This is a genomic window from Spiroplasma endosymbiont of Glossina fuscipes fuscipes (assembly GCF_049669535.1).
In the GTDB taxonomy this organism is placed as follows: Bacteria; Bacillota_I; Bacilli_A; order Mycoplasmatales; family Mycoplasmataceae; genus Spiroplasma.
In genome coordinates, this window is sequence record NZ_CP187162.1 from 482,325 (window position 1) to 501,082 (window position 18,758).

Here is an 18,758-nt window from a genome sequence, read left to right on the forward strand (position 1 = left end):
AGGGATGGCAAATGGATCAACAATTGGTAAAACTATTTACAGTTAACAACTTAGAATTTCCTGATAATTATTTTGCTGATGCAAAAATTATTAAAAGCGAGTATAGTACAGGAGAATCGTTTTTTCGTGTCATTATTGAAATTAATGATTTTTTGCCAACTGATGTTTTATTAAAATTAGAAACAACGTTATTAGCAAACCCAACATTACCAACGAAAGTTTCGTTCCTAGTACGGAATAAAAATTATCAATTAGAAACTATTTTTACTTATTTAGAATATATTCGTTTTAATAAATCAGAATTAAAAAATAGTTTTTTTAGTAAATTACCACCATCACGTTTTATGTTAGCAGATAATATTTTAAAAATTACAGTTCATTCAGATAGTGAAAAAAAACTTGTTAGTGAACATTGTCATTATTATGAAAACAAATTACGTCGTTATGGGTTTCATAATTTACGATTAGATTTAATAGTCGATTTACAAGAAAATAATATTTTAGAAATTAATGAACAAGAATTAATAAAATACCAAGAAAATCAGCAGAAAAATGAAAGTTTAATGTTAAAACCAGCAATTACAACAAAGCAGGCACGGAATGGAACGAATAATTATGTAAAAGGAAAAATGGGGCAAGTAAGTTATGAACGTCTTGCTGATATTGACCAAGATGCGCCAAATGTCACAATTTATGGGAAAATTGTTAATAAGGATCGACAATTAATTTTCACTAAAAAATTTATTTATACAATTACGATAACTGATTATAGCGATACTATTGCTGGAAAGTTTTTTACCCGTACTGAACAGGCAGATGATTTTTTTGAAGAACTAAAAAATGATGAATGAGTTAGCATTTTTGGTGATATTCGTTATGATACTTATGCTAATGAACAAATGCTTTTTATTAAAAAAATTGCGCGATTAGATCGCGAGGACTTATATCGTGAAGATAATGCGGATGAAAAGCGTGTTGAATTACATTTACATACTAAAATGAGTGCAATGGATGGCGTTGTTAATATTCCTGCCCTTTTTAAAACATTACAACATTGAAAGCATTCGGCAATTGCTTTTACTGATCACTTAAATGCCCAAGCTTACCCTGAAATTTATAATATTAATATGAAATATCCTGATATTAAAGTTATTTATGGGGTGGAAGCTGACATGCTGGATGATAAAGTTTGGTATGTTAAAAATCCTCATCATTATGATTTACGAACAGCAAAATATGTTATTTTTGACTTGGAAACAACTGGTTTGAGTAGTAGTTATGATGAGATTATTGAGTTTGGAGCAGTTATTATGGATGGGATTAGTGGTGAACGAAAAATTATTAATCACTTATTTAAACCAACAATTAAATTATCTTCATTTACAATTGAATTAACCGGAATTACTGATGAATTATTAGCTGATAAACCAACTTTTATTGAATCAATTGACCAAATTTTAGAATATTTTAAAGATGCAATTTTGATTGCCCATAATGCAGAATTTGACTTAGGTTTTATTCAATCATGGTTAGAAAAAGCGGGTCGTTCTAAAATTAATAATACTGTTATTGATACCTTGCAAATATCAAGGATTTTAGAACCAACGTTAAAGAACTACCGTTTAGGAACGATTGCTCGTTGTTATAATGTTATTTACAATGAAGAAGTAGCGCACCGTGGAGATTATGATGCGATTGTTTTAACTGATGTTTATGAACACCAGTTACGCAAAATGATTAATGTTTATGGGGTTGAATTTGATGATGATATTGATCAAATTCATAATTCTGCTGTTTATAAAAAGTTACGACCAAAACATATGACGATTCTTGCCAAAAATCAACAAGGATTATTGGAATTATTTAAATTAATTACAGCGGCACATACAACCTATTTTTATTCGTCACCAAAATTATTACGCAGTGTAATTAATGAACATCGTGCTAATTTGTTAATTGGTTCATCGTGTGTTCATGGTGATGTTTTTGAAGTAGCAAGGAATAAAGATCTTAGTGAGTTAACAGAAGTTATTAGTTTTTATGATTACATTGAAATTCAACCCCCAAGTGTTTATAAACACTTGGTTCAAATGGGTGATTTATCAGAGGACCGGTTGTTAACAGTTATTAAAGATATTATTTATGCTGCAAAAAAATTAAATAAATTAGTTGTTGCAACTGGTGATGTTCATTATCTTAATCCAGAAGATAAAATTTTTCGTGAGGTTTATATTAATGCGAAAGGAATTGGGGGAAGACCGCATCCATTGTATGATTATAAACAACGGGTGACTGATTACCCTGATCAATTTTTACGAACAACAACGGAAATGCTGCATGAGTTTAAATTTTTAAATGATGATACATTAATTCACGAAATTGTTGTTACAAATCCAAATCTTATTACAAACCAAATTGAAAAAGTTGAAATTATTAAGGATAAATTATACACTCCCAAAATTGATGGCAGTGATGAACTTTTAAGAGAATTATGTTATCAAAATGCTTATAAGATTTATGGAAATCCATTGCCAGAAATTGTTGCAAAACGGTTAGAACGAGAATTAAGTGCAATTATTAAACATGGTTTTGCCGTTATTTATTGAATTGCTCATAAATTAGTTGATAAATCATTACAAGATGGTTATTTAGTTGGATCGCGAGGAAGTGTTGGGAGTAGTTTTGTTGCAACAATGAGTAATATTACGGAAGTGAATCCCTTGCAGCCACATTATTTATGTTCAAATTGTAGTTATAGTGAGTTTATTGTTGATGGGTCAGTAAAATGTGGTTATGATTTACCATCACGTAATTGTCCAAAGTGTCAACAACCATTAAAAGGAGAGGGCCATGATATTCCTTTTGAAACATTTTTAGGATTTGAAGCAGATAAAGTTCCTGATATTGACTTAAACTTTTCTGGTGAATATCAACCAGTTGCCCATGATTTTACGAAAGAAATGTTTGGAGAGCGGAATGTTTATCGTGCTGGTACAATTTCAACTGTGGCAGAAAAAACTGCTTATGGATATGTTAAAGGTTATTTTGAAAATAAGAATACCTTGCATTTAAAACGCCGGGCTGAATTAGAACGAATTGCAAAGGGGTGTGAAGGAGTTAAACGAACAACGGGGCAACATCCGGGGGGAATTGTTGTTATTCCAAAAGAATATCAAGTTGAAGAATTTACGCCCGTTAATTTTCCCGCTGATGATATCAAATCAAATTGATTGACAACACACTTTGATTTCCACGCTATTCACGATAATGTTTTAAAATTAGATATTTTAGGGCATGTTGATCCAACAGCATTACGAATGTTAGAAGATTTAACAGGAATTAATCCAAAAACAATTCCAACCAATGACGAAGCAGTGTTAAGTCTTTTTCGTAGTCTAGATGTTTTAAAAATTAAACCAGAAGATATTAATGGTGAAAAAACAGGAGCAATTGGAATTCCAGAGTTTGGGACTTTTTTTGTTCGGAAAATGTTATTAGATACTAAACCAACGTCTTTTGCTGATTTAGTTCAAATTTCAGGATTATCACATGGAACAGATGTTTGAATTGGTAATGCACAAGATCTAATTCGAAATCAAAATATTCGAATTTCTGATGTTATTGGGTGTCGTGATGATATTATGGTTAACTTAATTTATAAAGGGTTACCAGCGCAAAGTGCTTTTAAAATTATGGAAGATGTTCGGAAGGGAAAAGGGTTAACTCCAGAACAAGAGCAATTAATGCGAGAAAATAATGTTGAACAATGATATATTGATTCATGTAATAAGATTAAATATATGTTTCCTAAAGCACATGCAACAGCTTATGTTTTAATGGCATGACGAGTGGCGTGGTTTAAAATAAATTATCCTGTTGAATATTATGCAACATTCTTTTCAACCAGAACTGATGTTTTTGATATTAAAACAATTTTAAAAGGAGCAGAAACAATTAAACAAGTTTTACGCGATATTCAAGTTCGTTTGGATAATAAAGATTTTAATGCACCAAATAAACCATCGCAAAAAGAAAAGGATTTGATTCCCGTTTATGAAATTGCGTTAGAAATGTATGCTCGGGGTATTAAAATGAGTAATATTGATTTAAAAACAAGTATGAATAAAAACTTTACCGTTGTTGAAAATGATAATAATGAAAAAATTATTTTACCACCATTTTCAGCGATTGATGGTTTAGGAGGTGCTGTTGGAGATAGTATCATTAATGCTCGGAAAGAAAAACCTTTCTTATCAATTACTGATTTGCAAAAACGAACAAATATCACAAAAGCGCATTTGGAATCTTTTGAAGAACTTGGAATTTTAAAAGATTTATCATTAGATGATCAAATTGCATTTGAATTTTAAAATAATAATCTTTTATCTTATTTTCCTTTATAATTAAATTAATTACGAGGTGATAAAAATGACAATTAAATCGGGATTTGTGGCAATTGTTGGCCGCCCGAATGTTGGAAAGTCAACATTATTAAATACAATTTTAAATAATAAAGTGGCAATTGTTACTGCGAAAGCTCAAACAACACGTAATCGAATTCAAGGGATTTATAATGACAATGAAGCACAAATTGTTTTTATGGATACACCAGGAATTCATAAAGCACATCATGAAATGGGGAAATTTATGAATAAAGTTGCTTTATCCACGACAAAAGCAGCGGATGTTATTTTATTTTTAGCACCCGTCAATGAGCATATTGGCGATAATGATCGCTATATTATTAAAGCACTAGAAGAACGAGGGGTTCCCATTATTTTAGTTGTTACTAAAATTGATTTAGTATCAAAAGGGGATTTAATGGTTAAAATTGCGGAATGAGAAAAGGTTCATAATTTTACTGCTGTAATTCCAATCTCAGCGTTAAAACATGAAAATGTTCCTAAGTTGCTAACATTATTAAAAGATCATTTAACAGAGGGACCACAATATTATCCTGATGACATGTTAACTGACCAGCCTGAAAAATTTTTAATTCGTGAAATTATTCGAGAAAAAATTTTACTTTTAACTGAAAATGAAATTCCGCATAGTGTAGCAATTTTAATTGATAAGGTTGACGAACAACGAACATTGTTAAAAATTATGGCCTCAATTTGTGTTGAACGTGATTCTCAAAAGGGGATTGTGATTGGCAAAAATGGACGACTAATTAAGGAAATTGGAACTCAAGCTCGTTTAGAATTAGAACAAATTTTAGGAACAAAAATATTTTTAGAGTTATTTGTCAAAGTGGTTGAAAAATGACGTGATAAATCATCAATGATTGCTCGTTTATGATATAACAAAGAAAGTTACTAAGTAATAATGACAACATCAACAGCATTAAATAATTTACTTGCTTGAGAAGATAATTTAACTGTTGTGATTGTTTTTATGTTCCAGGTTTTAAAATGGTATGGTTTACAATGGAATTTAACAATGTGTAAACGTTGCGATGGAAAAAGTAATATTAAAACAATTAGTTTCATTGAAGAAGGATATATTTGTAAAAACTGTTATTTATCAACGGATTATCTTTTTTCAATTGAATTAGTTAAAATTTTTAGTATGACACCCCTAGATAATTTTTATTTTCATAATAAAATTAATGTCAAAGAAATGATTGTTTTATTTAAAATGTTATGTGAGTATTATTTAACGAAAGTTGGGATTTTTTCTTATAGTATTTATGAAATGCAGAAAAAATTAATTTATTTTAAATAATAACATAGTATAATTGAGGGTAGAGAAATAAAAAGGAGTTATATTTAATGCGATATACATTAGAAGAAGTTGTTAATCATTTAAAATCACAAGGCTTTGTTTTTCAAGGGAGTGAAATTTATGGCAGTTTAGCAAATAGTTGAGATTTTGGTCCATTAGGTGTTGAGTTAGAACGAAATTTAAAAAATTTATGATGACAACATTTTATTATAAAATCAAAATATAATGTTGGTCTGGATAGTACAATTTTAATGAATAATAATGTGTGAAAAGCCTCAGGCCATTTAGGAAATTTTGCTGATCCATTATTAGATTGTAGAAAATGTAAAACTCGTATGCGAGCAGATAAATTAATTGAAGATAATTATCCTGATCTTAATTGTGGGGGATGAAGTAATGAACAATTAAAAAGTTTTATTGACGAAAAAAATTTGTTATGTCCAAATTGTGGTGCACATGATTTTACTGATATTCGTCAGTTTGAATTAATGTTTAAGACGAACCAAGGGGTACTGGAAGATGAAAAATCGATTGTTTATTTACGACCAGAAACAGCACAAGGAATTTTTGTTAATTTTAAAAATGTTCAACGTTCATTACGAAAAAAATTGCCTTTTGGAATTGGCCAAATTGGAAAGTCATTTCGAAATGAAATTACGCCGGGAAATTTTATTTTTCGGACACGCGAATTTGAACAAATGGAACTAGAATTTTTCTATCATCCGGATGACCAAACAGATTGGTTTGAATATTGAGTTAAAGAAGTTACTAAGTTTTTAAATTTAATTAATCTAAATCCTAAGAATTATCTTTTTCGTAACCATGAAGCGAGTGAATTAGCACATTATGCTAAACGCACAATTGATGTTGAATATAAGTTTCCGTTTGGAACGGGTGAATTATGAGGAGTTGCTGATCGTGGTGATTTTGATTTACGTCAACACAGCAGAATGAGTAAACAAGATTTAAGTTATTTAAACCAAGAAACAAACGAAAAAATTTTGCCACATGTTATTGAACCGTCAGTTGGGGTTGGGCGTTTAATGCTAGCAATATTATATGATGCTTATCATGTTGAAAAAATTGGTGATAATGATTCACGAATTGTTTTGAAATTAAGTCCATTGTTAGCACCATATCAACTTGCTGTTATTCCATTAAGTAAACAATTAAATGAAGCAGCTTATCAATTATATGAAAAATTATTAAATCAGTTTCAATGTACTTATGATGAAACAGGAAACATTGGGAAACGTTATCGTCGGCAAGATGCAATTGGAACTCCATTTTGTGTCACTTTTGACTTTGAATCATTAGAAGACCAAAAAGTTACTGTTCGGAATCGAGATACAATGGTTCAAGAACGAATTGATATTGCAAATTTCGAAGATTATTTTAGAGCATTATTAAAATAATTAAAAGGAGGAGGAAGGTATGGCATTAATTAGTAATGAAAAGATTGATTTAATTCGGTCAAAAGTAAATATTGTTACAGTAATGTCAGAGTATTTATCACTGGAAAAGCGGGGGCGGAATTACTGAGCTGTTTGTCCTTTCCATCAAGATTCACATCCTTCAATGAGCATTTCACCAGAAAAGCAAATCTATCGTTGTTTTGCTTGTTCAGCTGGTGGGAATGTTTTTACTTTTTTACAAGAATATGAAAATATTAGTTTTATTGAAGCGTTGAAAAAAGTTGCTGTAATGGCTAATATCTCCTTAGATGAATTAACAACTTATCAAGAAAAAGCAAAATATGATGAAATTGATAAATTAATTTTTGAAATTAATGCTTTAGCACAAGCTTATTTTAGTAATAGTTTGGCAACAAAAAAAGCCTATAATGCAAAAGAATATTTAGCAACAAGAAAGATTACACAACAAGAGATTGAGTTGTTTAATATTGGTTATGCTGAAAGTGGCTTTGATCATTTATATCATTTTTTAATAAAAAAAGGATATTCTATTAATGACATTCAACAAACTGGATTAATTACTATTAAAAATGGGAATGTTTATGATTATTTCAATAATCGTGTTATGTTTTCAATTAAAAATGAGGATAGTTATATTATTGGATTTTCTGGTCGGGTGATTGGCCAAGATGATAAAGTTGCCAAATACTTAAATAGTCCAGAAACAAAAGTCTTTAAAAAAGAACAATTAATGTATAATATTCAACGAGCAAAACCATTCATTCGCCAACAAAATAACTTGATTTTGTTAGAAGGATATATGGATGTTATTAGTTTAGATAAATTGGATATTAAAAATACGGTTGCTTTAATGGGAACTAATTTAAGTGATTATCACATTAAGGAAATTAAAAAGTTAACAGGTGAATGTCTAGTCTTTTTAGATGGTGATCAAGCAGGAATTAATGCTAGTTTAAAAGTTGTTGCAAAGTTATTAGTTAATAATTTGAAAGCTAAAATTGTGTTAAATGAAACACAACAAGATCCCGATGAATTAGTTAATAGTGGCCAAGGGGAATTAATTCATACAATGTTAACGCACGCTATGCATCCAATTAATTTTGCAGTTGATTATTTTAAAAATAAATTTAATTTAGAAGCAGCAAATGAGTTAGAAGAATTCATTAATGTTGTTGGAACCTTAATTAAAGCAAGTCCTGATCCATTAGAACAAGAATTAGCAATTAATAATTTGGTAAAAATTACTGGTATTTCAAGCGAAACAATTCAAACTAAAATTAATCAAATTAAAGTGTATCATAAACCCTTAGCAAATGCGTCAGTTTCAGAGCCAATGCTCTCGACTGATTCTTCTGAATTAGCAAAAAAGAGGGAAAAATCAGCAACAGTAATTATTAAAGATTCTAATGCTGTTACAAAAACAAAATATAAGATTAAAAGTTTAAAACGTTATATATTAGCGGAACAAAAAATGTTGTTACAATTGCTTGCTTCTAGAAAAGCAGCTGATTTTTATCAAACAAAAATAGCAAATTTAAATTTTAATGGTTACCGATTACTAGCAAATGATATAATTATATATTATAATAGACATTTAGGGGCAGAAAATGTTAATATTAGTATGTTGTGTGATGAAATAAATGATCCGGATTTAAAAAAAATGTTAATGGACATTATTGATAAATCAACGATTAAAACTAAATATAATAAGAAAGAATTAGAAGACTATGCGCTGCTAATTGATGATTTTGCCAATGAAAAAGAGATTGCAATGCTATGAAATAAACTAGAAAAAGCAAATAATCTGATTGAACAACAAACCATTTCGATGGAAATTGATAAGATGAACCAACGGTTAAAATTTAAAAAGGGGTAGAGAAAATGGGATTATCAAAAAAAGACATTAGAGAAATGAAAACTTTTGATGAATTTAAAGATTATATTAATAAATTTTTAGAAGAAAATAACAATGAAATTGAACAAGAAAAATTAATTACTTTAATTAATGATCATTTTGAGATTGATGATAATGATGTTGACGAGTATTTTGAAGAACTTGTTGCAAATGGAGTCGAATTTAGTGATATTAATTTGGAAGAGGTTGAAGAAGTAGTTAAACCAGGAAAAAAACAAAGTGAAGATAAGTTACGTTATAAAGTTGGGGGAATTTCAAACGAAACTAAAATTCAAGATATTATTAAAGCGTATTTTAATGTTTTAGGAACAAGTAAAATTCTAACGCGTGAAGAAGAAATTAAATATGCTAAAATATTGGAATCATCAGATCCTGAAGAAAAACGATATGGTCGTGAAAAATTAATTACTTCAAACTTAAAGTTAGTCGTATCGGTTGCCCGTAAGCATTTAAACCGAGGACTAGATTTTTCAGATTTAATTGAAGAAGGAAATATTGGCTTAATGAAAGCAGTTGATAAGTTTGATTATACCCGTGGTTTTAAGTTTTCAACGTATGCAACATGATGGATTCGTCAAGCTATTACACGAGCAATTGCTGATCAAGCTCGAACAATTCGAATTCCAGTCCACATGGTTGAAACAATTAATAAATTAACAAGGATTGAACGTCAGTTAACACAAGAGTTGGGTCGTGAACCAAGTTTTAATGAAATTGCTGAACGAATGGGGCAAGGAATGACTGGTGAAAAAGTACGTGAAATTAAACGATTATCAATTGAACCAGTTTCATTGGAAAAACCAATTGGAGATGAAGATGATACTCATTTTGGTGACTTTGTTGATGATAAAGACATTTTTACACCGGATGAATATGCTGAAAAAGAGTCATTACGGGAAGTAATTGATGAAATTTTTCATGAAATTTTATCAGCACGTGAGGAAAAAGTAATTAGAATGCGGTTTGGAATTTTACCAACAAAATTAAGAACAGTTTTAAGATTAGCAAAAGAATGTGAAGATGAAACTTTCCCGGAATTGGTGCAAACAGTGAAAGCATTAGATATTCACTATGATACCCCAATTGAAAAAGTTCAAAGTCGAAAAAATAAACTAATTGATAAACATTTGTCAAAATATGATTCACCAAAAACATTAGAAGAAGTAGGAAAAGAATTTAAAGTTACTCGTGAACGAATTCGCCAAATTGAGGCAAAGACAATTCGAAAATTTAAACCAAACCAAGCTAATTCAAAAGCAAAAGTATTAAAAGACTTTTTTAAAGGATAGGTGTTTTAAACCATGGATAGATTATCAGAACGTTTATTATTAATTGCAAAACAAGTTAATGATAAAGACGTTATTTGTGATATTGGAACTGATCATGCAATGATTCCAATTTATTTGGCAAAAGGAAATTTAATTACCAAAGCGTATGCTTGTGATATTGCGGAAAAACCATTGGAGCAAGCAAAAAAGAATATTGCTAAATATCAGGTTGGGGAAATTATTACTCCGATTTTAGCCGATGGATTGCAAGGACTTGCAAATATTAAAATTGATTCGGGTATTATTTCGGGGTTAGGTAGTGCTAGCATCCTTGAAATTTTACAGCAAGATTCAGATTTAATTGACCGCTATATTTTGTGTTCAAATGATGATCCAATTATTTTGCGTCAATGAGTTAAGGAAAAAAAGTATTTTATTGAAAAAGAACTTTTGATTAAAGAAAATGAAATTATTTATGAAATTATTGTTATTAATAAAGTTGCTGGACAAAAAGTTAAAAATAAGAAAGATATTCTTTTTGGACCATTATTACAAAAAGAACAAACTAAACTTTTTCAAGAAAAATGATTATTAAAAAATGATTATTTTCAAACATTATTAAATAAAATTCCAGTAAAAACAAAACGCTATCAAGAAATTAAAACAAAATTGAAAATGATAAATAAGGTGATTTAATGCTAATTAAAAAATTATATCAAGAAATTGAAACTGACTTTCCATTAAAAACAGTAGCGAAATGAGATTACAGTGGTTATCAATGGGGAGTTAAAAATAATGAAGTAACACAAATTTTTGTTAGTTTGGATTTAACTACAGAAGTGATTGATGAAGCCATTGCTCAAAAAGCGAATGTGATTATTACACATCATCCGTTTTGTTTTGGGAAGAAAAAAACATTATATCAAATTGGCTATAAACAAGAAATTTTAAAACGTTTGAAAGAACACCAAATTTCAGTTTATGCTCTCCATACTAATTATGATGGTTTAATGAATGAACTAATTTTACAAGAAATAAATGCTCAAAAAATTACTTCGTTTATAGGTGATCCTTTTACTAAAATTGGTTATGTTACATTAACGGTTGATGAAATTATTACCAAGTTAAAAACAATTTTTAACATTGTAACAGTGCAACATAATTTAACAAATTATCAGCAGCCAATAACAACGGTTGCTTTAGCAGCTGGTGCTGGTGGGGATGTTATTGCTAAACTTGATAATGAAGTTGACCTTTTTATTACCGGCGAAGTAAAGTGAGACCAGTGAGTGCTAGCAAATGAGAAACGACTTTCAGTTGTCTGTTTTAACCACTATATGGAAGATTTTTTTAGTAACGCTTTTGCTAGTTATTTAAAACGTAAATTTCCAACTTTATCAGTTATAGGTTATCATATTAAAAATATTATTAACTACCGTTAGTAATATTTTTTAATTTTGCAAAATATTGCAATATTTTGCAAAATTAAATCATATTTTTATTTGATTATTCTTTTTTTAAGTCATAATTAATAAGTCAATTAAAAAAGGAGATGTCTATATAAAAATGAAAAAACTATTAACATTGTTGGGAATTTCTGCTTTGACAACAACAGGAGTTAGTACAATTGTTGGATGTCATCAGTATTCTCAACTAGAAGAAGACCCCAATATTGGGATCGCTAAAGATGTTGAAATTTTAAACAAAATTTCACAACGTGCTTCTAATGGTTTTTTAGATTATATTCGAACTAAAAACATTATTGATAGTACTGAATATCAAACTCAATTTGATAATTTATATACAATGGTTGATAAAGATAAACAAAATGTGCCCATTATGCTAACTGACCCAAAAGTTGAACCAGCTTTATCAATTTTAAGTACTGGTTTTATGGCAAGTTTTAATAATATTAATAATGCAATTATTAATGATTATTCAAATTATTATATTAATACAACACCATTAGCCATAGTGCCCAATAGTTTAACATACCATCTAAATTTTATTGACGTTGAACAATTGGCAGTTATTTCTGATCCAACGATTAAAAATGTCCATGCTGTTCGAGTTAATTTTAATTTTAAATTTGAAGTTCATTTTAAAACGTTAACATCATTTTCGGAGTATTCAATGCAATATATTATCACTGATAATCCAACAGTAATGAAAAAAGTTTTAGCGGGGTTCATTAGTAAAATTTCAAAAGTAGTTGTTGCTTTTTTTAATAAAGAAGGAACATTCCAAATTGATAAGAATAATGATTTTAAATCAGTTTATGATAATTTTAATGTTAATTATACAAGTAATTTTACCGATTTAGATAATATTATTTTTACAAAATTAAAAAAGGTTTTAACAGAAGATGTTAATTTAAAAACTTTTAGTGATAATATTAAATATAATTCAGCAATTCCATTATTAACTTTGTTAACTAGTGCGGTTAATGATAAAACAAATGGCCAAGTCCAAGTTGTTGTCCGTTTCGAAACAGCTTCATATAATTGGGCTGGTGAAAATTATCAGGTAAGTCAAATTACATCAGAACATTTTGTTAAATTTTATCGTTCGTTTATTAATGTTTTTGATACCGGGGGTAATAATTTAAATTTAGCAACTTTTAATATTAATTTAGGAAAAATAATTGTTGCTGGCTTGCCATTATCAGGCGCTGTTGTTAGCGACGAACATCCGTTAAAAGTCCAAGTTGAAATTACAGAGGAAGGTTTAACAAATAAATTAATGCAATTTGGAAATTTAATAATTGCTTTTTTTAAACATTTTCAAATTGAATCAAATAAAAACTCGGGAGTGTTTTATCTTAACCAAGCAACGTTTGATAAAGTTTTAGCTTTGTCACAATATGATTATAGAAAGGTTTTACGTATTTTACTTAATGATTTTAAGGCCTCTGAGGAAGCAAAAGATTTACCGGGTTTAAATATCTTTAGTTTAGGAAATTTAAGTAGAAATCATAATCTTCAATTAAATGTCAATAAAACTAGTTTTATTTTAGGGCGGCGTTTAATTTGAAACTTTGATTTTCATTTTGGAACAAATAATGCGATTTTTTATACTGCTTGGACCTCATGATATTTTGAACTTCGGTTTGAAAAATCTAAGGTATAATTTTAAGATAATAAAAATAAATAGGAATCTTTTTGTTATAAAAAGATTCCTATTTATTTTTTAGATGGTTTCTAAAAAGCGAATTACTTCTAATTGAATAATACTTGGTGTTGAAGCACCAGCAGTAACAGCAACACAACTTTTGTTTGCGAGTCATGCCAGGTCAATATCATTTTTATCATTAATACGATATGATTTAATGCCAATTTGTTCTCCCATTTCTACTAATTTTAAAGTGTTGCTGCTGCGTTCATCACCAACGACTAATAAAAGATCAATACTGGTTGGGTCTAAATTCAAAACTGCATTTTGTCGTTCTAATGTTGCGTTACATAAGTCGTTTTTAAAAGTAATTTCATTAGGAATTAATCTTTTAATTTTTTCAACAATTGCTTCAATATCAATTTTTGATAAAGTTGTTTGATTAGTAATTAAGATTTTTTTATTCGGATCAAGACTGGGAAGAATTGCATCAACTTCTTCTTCGTTTGTAACAAGTTTGATGGTTGAACTAATTGCTAACATTGTATTTGTCTCTGGATGAAAGTGCTTTCCAATAAAAATAATTTGATAGTCGTCTTTTAATAAGTATTCTTTAATTAGGTCCTTAGTTACTGTTACTCATTCACACTCGGTATCAACAAGCGTAATATTTTTTTCAGCAGCAACAGTTTTAATTCGATCATCGCTGCCGTGGGCGCTTAATATGACAACAGCATTATCTGGTAATGTCTTAATTAACTCTAACCGATCAAGTTTAAAATCATTGACAGGAATTACACCTAAGTTAACAATTTCTTCAATGACATGACGATTATGAACCAAATAACCTAACATATAAATTTCGCGACCAGCATATTTTATTGCTGCTTCTTTTGCTCATTTAATTGATTTGACAACACCAAGGCAATATCCGCGTGGTGTTACTTTGACAACTTTCATTTTTTCACCGTCCATTTTATCTATTTATATGATAACACAACTAAAAAATGTTAGTTTTATCATTTTAAAATAATCTATTAAAGGTATTTATTAATTTGGTTAAATTTGATACTATTATATAGTCTATTTTAAGGTAAAGGATATGATTTTCCTTAAAATATTACATTTATCTTAAATTAGTAATACTTTAGGATAAAAATAATTTAATTAAATATATAGCGCTAAGAGCATTATATGAAAGGAGATTGAGTATGGCAAGCTCAAAAACTGTGAAAACTAGCAAGGCATCAGCGCCTAAAAAACAAGTAGTAAAAAATGGTGTGGAAGAAAAATGACTATTTATTAAGGAACAAGCAGTAGTAGATTCAACTCCAGCAATGAAAAGATCAATTGATCGTTCGGTTGGAGATGTTTATACTAAAACTGCTGCGGATTATCGCGCCAAAGATGGTTCAGCAATTACTACCGCAATTACTGCACAAAGATTAATTGCAGAGAGATTAGGAAAATCAACAGCACAACGTAAAGCACTTGAAGCAAAAAATCGTAAAGAAGCAAATGAAAAATTAGAAGCATTTGGAAATGGGAACCCTGCCAAAAAAGCAACCCCAAAAAGCAATGGTGCAAAAAAACGACAGGGAAAAAATCTTCGTTAAAAAAATAAGAGAAAAAATAGAGATAGTGACAATAACTAGTTTAACTAGTTATTGTTTTATTTAAAGTTTTTATTAATATTTTTCCTGTTTTATTGAAAATAGAAAAATAAAATTAAGAATTTTAAATAATTAGGACTATAATAAACTTAAATGAGGGGGAAGAGGTTAAATTATGAAAACATTTGCAAAATGAAGTATTGCTTTAATTTGAATTATTGTTTTATTTATTTTAGTCTTAGCGTTAGCTTTTTTAGCTGTTCATTATAATGGTTATTATTGGGAAGGTAAAGAACTACCTGTTAATGTTAAGGATATTAAAACATTCGATGGGAATGGTTATCAATTAATTGCTGAATTAGGACTTGGAAAAGTAATGCGATTAGCAACAAGCGGCAGTTTTATTTGAGGATATTCCAATTATGTTACTGTTAATGGTTCAGCAATTGATTTGATGGAATGATTAAAACATCCAGGAAGTGTTATAAATGGTGTCATTCAATGACCATCAGACTATGAACCTGAAATTGGAACAAATTTTGCAACAGTGACTGGAAGCATTGTTGTTGCCTTGTTAGTTGCCATCCCAGTTTTAAGTCTTGTTGGTTTTTATATAACTGCAAAAATGGTTAAAGCAATGACTCGCCCATATTCAATCGAATATTTAGATGCTCAAAAAAATCTTAAAAAAACAAAAACGCATGCTAAAAAAGCATTAGCAAAAATGACAAAAGCCGTTAAAAAGGGTCAAGAGCAACCAACCAATTTTGCAAAAGAAAAAGAATATTGAACTAATTTATTAGACCAAGCACAAACTGCTTTTAACAAAGAAAAAGATCTTTTTAAAATTAAATATAATAAAAAAACTACGATCAGAAAGCTAAATGTTATTGCTGGAAAATAGCAGTTTAAATAGTGAAATTAGCAATAATTTCATTTTTTATTTATGTTATAATTTTGATATTGAGAGGGTGCTAATAATGAATAATTTTGATAAGTTAGGTTTAAAACGATTTCTAAATTTAGGTTTGGAACAATTAAATTTTACAGAACCAACAATGGTACAAGAAAAAGTTATTCCATTGTTATTAAAACATCAAAATGTTATTTGCAAAGCTCATACTGGAACTGGCAAAACTTTTGCATTTTGTTTACCGATTTTAAATAATTTAGATTATGAGCAATCAAGCATTCAGTCAATTATTGTGACACCAACCCGTGAGTTAGCAAAACAAATTTATGATAACATTCGTTTTTTTAAAACATTTCAACTAGCATTACAAGTTAATTGCTTTGTTGGGGGAGAAGACATTAAACGGCAAATAGAACAGTTAGAACGAAGTCAACCGCATATCATGGTTGTAACACCAACACGGTTAAAGGATTTGTTTGATCAACAAAGTTTAAAATTAGGAAAGTTAACAATATTTATTATTGATGAATGTGATATGATTTTTGATTTAGGTTTTATTGAAAATGTTGATTATCTTTTAAGTAAAGTTAATCCTAACGTTCAAGTTTCTGTATTTTCAGCAACAATTCCAGAAGTGTTAAAACCATTTTTAATAAAATATTTAAAAAATCCGCATTATTTGGATTTAAATGCTAATCAAATAACTAACCAAAATATTACGCATATTTTAATTCCAACTAAGCATCAAGAACGAAGTACTATTTTATTGAAACTTTTAAAAACATTTGATCCTTATTTGTGTTTGATTTTTGTTAATAAGAAAGAAGAAATTAATAAATATTATGATTTATTATTAGAACATAATTATTCAGTAACCCAATTGCATGCTGGTTTAGAACCACGGTTACGAACTCAAGTTGTAAAACGAATTCGTAATTTAGAATATAAGTATGTTATTGCTAGTGATATTGCGGCGCGAGGAATTGATTTTGTTGGAGTAAGTCATATTATTTCAATTTATTTACCAAATGACTTAGAATATTATATTCATCGTAGTGGGCGAACTGGACGGGCAAATTATACTGGTTATAGTTATGCTTTGTATGATACAAAAAATTTAACGCTGGTTGAACAATTAATTGCAAAGGGAATTGCTTTTAAGTATCAAAAATGAAATCAGGTGAATGAATTAGTTGATATTGATTTAGTGATTAATAAACCAAAAAAACAAAATTCAGAACAAGTTAATAATGAAATTAATAAAATTATTCATCGTTATAAAACAAAAGATAATAATAAAAAAATTAAACCTGGTTATAAAAAGAAACGAAAAGAAGAAATCGCGGCGTTAAAGAAACAAATTCGTCGTGATCATATAAAAGCATCAATTAAGAAAATTAAAAAAGAAAAATCAAAAGAACGGGGGATTAAATTATTTGATAAAGAATAATAAGGTAAGGTTTAAAAATTTAATTTAAAAAAAACAACAAAACCTTTTTTTTTTTTTTTTTAATTATTTCATAATTTCTAAAATTAGAAATTATTGATTAAATAAATAGGAGGAAAAATATGACTTATAATGAGGCGACAAAGACAACACGTATTAAGAAAAAATCAGATCTAAAGAAAAAAAATAGTTCGTTTTTTTCAATAAAAATGCTTCGTTATACTTTAATTAAAATGTTAAAATCACCATCAACATATGTAATGTTTGTTTTAACATTTGCAGTAGGATTAATTATTATTATTTCGATGTCAACATCAATGATGGATAATCCTAGTGGCGAATATAGTGAGAATGCAAAATCAACATTTAACATTTATGCATGAATTTGATATATGCTATAGTTTGGCTTAACATCAATGTTTATTGGATTTAAAGCCGTCCAACTAGTTCGCGATGAAATTGATGATGGAACATTACTAATTTTTTCATCAATTCCAATTTCACGAACAAGAATGATTATTGAAAAATGATTAGCATTACAATTTTTATGTTTAATATATTCAGTAATAATTTTGTTAGTGCGACCTTTAATTTCATTAGGAATGGGACTAAAAGGACTTGCCTTAGGAAAAGCAATCTTAAGCAAAGTTAATTTTATGATTTTAACAAGTTTTATTTTACAATTATTTTTAACAACAATTGGAATTTTAATTTCATTAGGATTAAATGTAAAAGGAGTTATTGGAATTTTATTTACAATTGGTTTTTTAACTGTAATTGGTGCAATGATTCCGTTTATTTATAATTCAACGAAACTTTCTGATAATTTTTCAGCATATTTAATGAAAACAACGGACTTAGCAAAAAGCCCCGTCAAATTTAATGATTCTGAACTTATTAAAACATATCATAATATGCTTGATCGTGTTGGATGACCAACTTGAAATTATTACAATAACAAACTTCAACTTAACATTAATTCTAATTTAGATAGCCAAACAGTTGGTTCATTTAATGTTACTAGTTTAGCTAATAATATTAATGTGGCAATTCAAAGCGCCATAGCAACTGCAGGAACACCAACAATTAATTGAGAACAGTTTGTAGCAGAAGTTAAAAAAATCCAACTAATTATCCAAATTTAGCAAAATTAATTAACAATTATGTTTTAGAATTTGATGGTTATAATCCAAAGCCATTTACTGAAACTGAAAGTGGAATTGATAAAGTTCAATTTTTCAATAATACTGATAAAGGAATTAATATTTTAGGGCAATTTTATCAAGAGTTAGCAAGTGGGAATCCCCTTATTGTTTCATCAACAAAAC

General features: G+C 28.7%; 15 protein-coding genes. 14 read left to right on the forward strand and 1 reads right to left on the reverse strand.

All coding sequences use genetic code 4. The features are described from left to right. The first annotated feature begins 11 nt into the window (after window positions 1–11). The 9 genes from ACOBWH_RS02835 (at window position 12) to ACOBWH_RS02875 (ending at window position 13,475) form a co-directional block, all read left to right on the forward strand. Window positions 12–4,370 (forward strand): PolC-type DNA polymerase III, encoded by a 4,359-nt coding sequence (locus ACOBWH_RS02835; RefSeq protein ID WP_424526953.1) that lies wholly within the window; start codon window positions 12–14, stop codon window positions 4,368–4,370. A gap of 58 nt (window positions 4,371–4,428) precedes the next feature. Beyond that, on the forward strand, window positions 4,429–5,322 hold the full coding sequence (gene era / locus ACOBWH_RS02840) for a GTPase Era (protein ID WP_424526954.1): 894 nt from the start codon (window positions 4,429–4,431) through the stop codon (window positions 5,320–5,322). Window positions 5,323–5,328: 6 nt separating this feature from the next. Then, window positions 5,329–5,727 carry a DNA repair protein RecO C-terminal domain-containing protein gene (locus tag ACOBWH_RS02845; RefSeq protein WP_424526955.1) on the forward strand — a complete coding sequence of 133 codons (399 nt, stop codon included), beginning with the start codon at window positions 5,329–5,331 and terminating at the stop codon, window positions 5,725–5,727. Between the two features lie 47 nt (window positions 5,728–5,774). Then, a complete protein-coding gene (locus tag ACOBWH_RS02850; RefSeq protein WP_424526956.1) occupies window positions 5,775–7,142 on the forward strand; it encodes a glycine--tRNA ligase in 1,368 nt (455 codons plus the stop codon). 19 nt (window positions 7,143–7,161) lie between these two features. Then, on the forward strand, window positions 7,162–9,039 hold the full coding sequence (dnaG, locus tag ACOBWH_RS02855; RefSeq protein WP_424526957.1) for a DNA primase: 1,878 nt from the start codon (window positions 7,162–7,164) through the stop codon (window positions 9,037–9,039). A 5-nt stretch (window positions 9,040–9,044) separates the two neighbouring features. Then, window positions 9,045–10,367 carry a sigma-70 family RNA polymerase sigma factor gene (locus ACOBWH_RS02860; protein ID WP_424526958.1) on the forward strand — a complete coding sequence of 441 codons (1,323 nt, stop codon included), beginning with the start codon at window positions 9,045–9,047 and terminating at the stop codon, window positions 10,365–10,367. Between the two features lie 12 nt (window positions 10,368–10,379). Further along, window positions 10,380–11,042, forward strand: coding sequence for a tRNA (adenine(22)-N(1))-methyltransferase (locus ACOBWH_RS02865; RefSeq protein WP_424526959.1), 663 nt, complete (start codon window positions 10,380–10,382; stop codon window positions 11,040–11,042). Beyond that, the gene (locus tag ACOBWH_RS02870; protein ID WP_424526960.1) at window positions 11,042–11,788 is read left to right on the forward strand and encodes a Nif3-like dinuclear metal center hexameric protein; all 747 of its coding nucleotides are present in this window, start codon (window positions 11,042–11,044) and stop codon (window positions 11,786–11,788) included. Before ACOBWH_RS02865 ends, ACOBWH_RS02870 begins: the two co-directional genes overlap by 1 nt. A 124-nt stretch (window positions 11,789–11,912) precedes the next feature. Continuing rightward, on the forward strand, window positions 11,913–13,475 hold the full coding sequence (locus tag ACOBWH_RS02875) for a hypothetical protein (protein WP_424526961.1): 1,563 nt from the start codon (window positions 11,913–11,915) through the stop codon (window positions 13,473–13,475). A gap of 60 nt (window positions 13,476–13,535) precedes the next feature. Here ACOBWH_RS02875 and ispH read toward each other — a convergent pair whose 3' ends face one another. Further along, window positions 13,536–14,432 carry a 4-hydroxy-3-methylbut-2-enyl diphosphate reductase gene (gene ispH / locus ACOBWH_RS02880; RefSeq protein WP_424526962.1) on the reverse strand — a complete coding sequence of 299 codons (897 nt, stop codon included), beginning with the start codon at window positions 14,430–14,432 and terminating at the stop codon, window positions 13,536–13,538. Between the two features lie 236 nt (window positions 14,433–14,668). On the opposite strand from ispH, the gene ACOBWH_RS02885 reads away from it, so the two are divergent. From ACOBWH_RS02885 to ACOBWH_RS02905, 5 genes are all read left to right on the forward strand, one after another. After that, window positions 14,669–15,073, forward strand: coding sequence for a hypothetical protein (locus tag ACOBWH_RS02885; RefSeq protein ID WP_424526963.1), 405 nt, complete (start codon window positions 14,669–14,671; stop codon window positions 15,071–15,073). 172 nt (window positions 15,074–15,245) lie between these two features. Continuing rightward, window positions 15,246–15,974 (forward strand): hypothetical protein, encoded by a 729-nt coding sequence (locus ACOBWH_RS02890; RefSeq protein WP_424526964.1) that lies wholly within the window; start codon window positions 15,246–15,248, stop codon window positions 15,972–15,974. A gap of 76 nt (window positions 15,975–16,050) precedes the next feature. After that, window positions 16,051–17,433 (forward strand): DEAD/DEAH box helicase, encoded by a 1,383-nt coding sequence (locus ACOBWH_RS02895; protein WP_424526965.1) that lies wholly within the window; start codon window positions 16,051–16,053, stop codon window positions 17,431–17,433. A gap of 119 nt (window positions 17,434–17,552) precedes the next feature. Then, complete coding sequence (locus ACOBWH_RS02900; RefSeq protein ID WP_424526966.1) at window positions 17,553–17,831, forward strand: hypothetical protein; 279 nt, start codon at window positions 17,553–17,555, stop codon at window positions 17,829–17,831. A gap of 15 nt (window positions 17,832–17,846) precedes the next feature. Continuing rightward, a complete protein-coding gene (locus ACOBWH_RS02905; protein WP_424526967.1) occupies window positions 17,847–18,575 on the forward strand; it encodes a hypothetical protein in 729 nt (242 codons plus the stop codon). Window positions 18,576–18,758 lie beyond the last annotated feature (183 nt).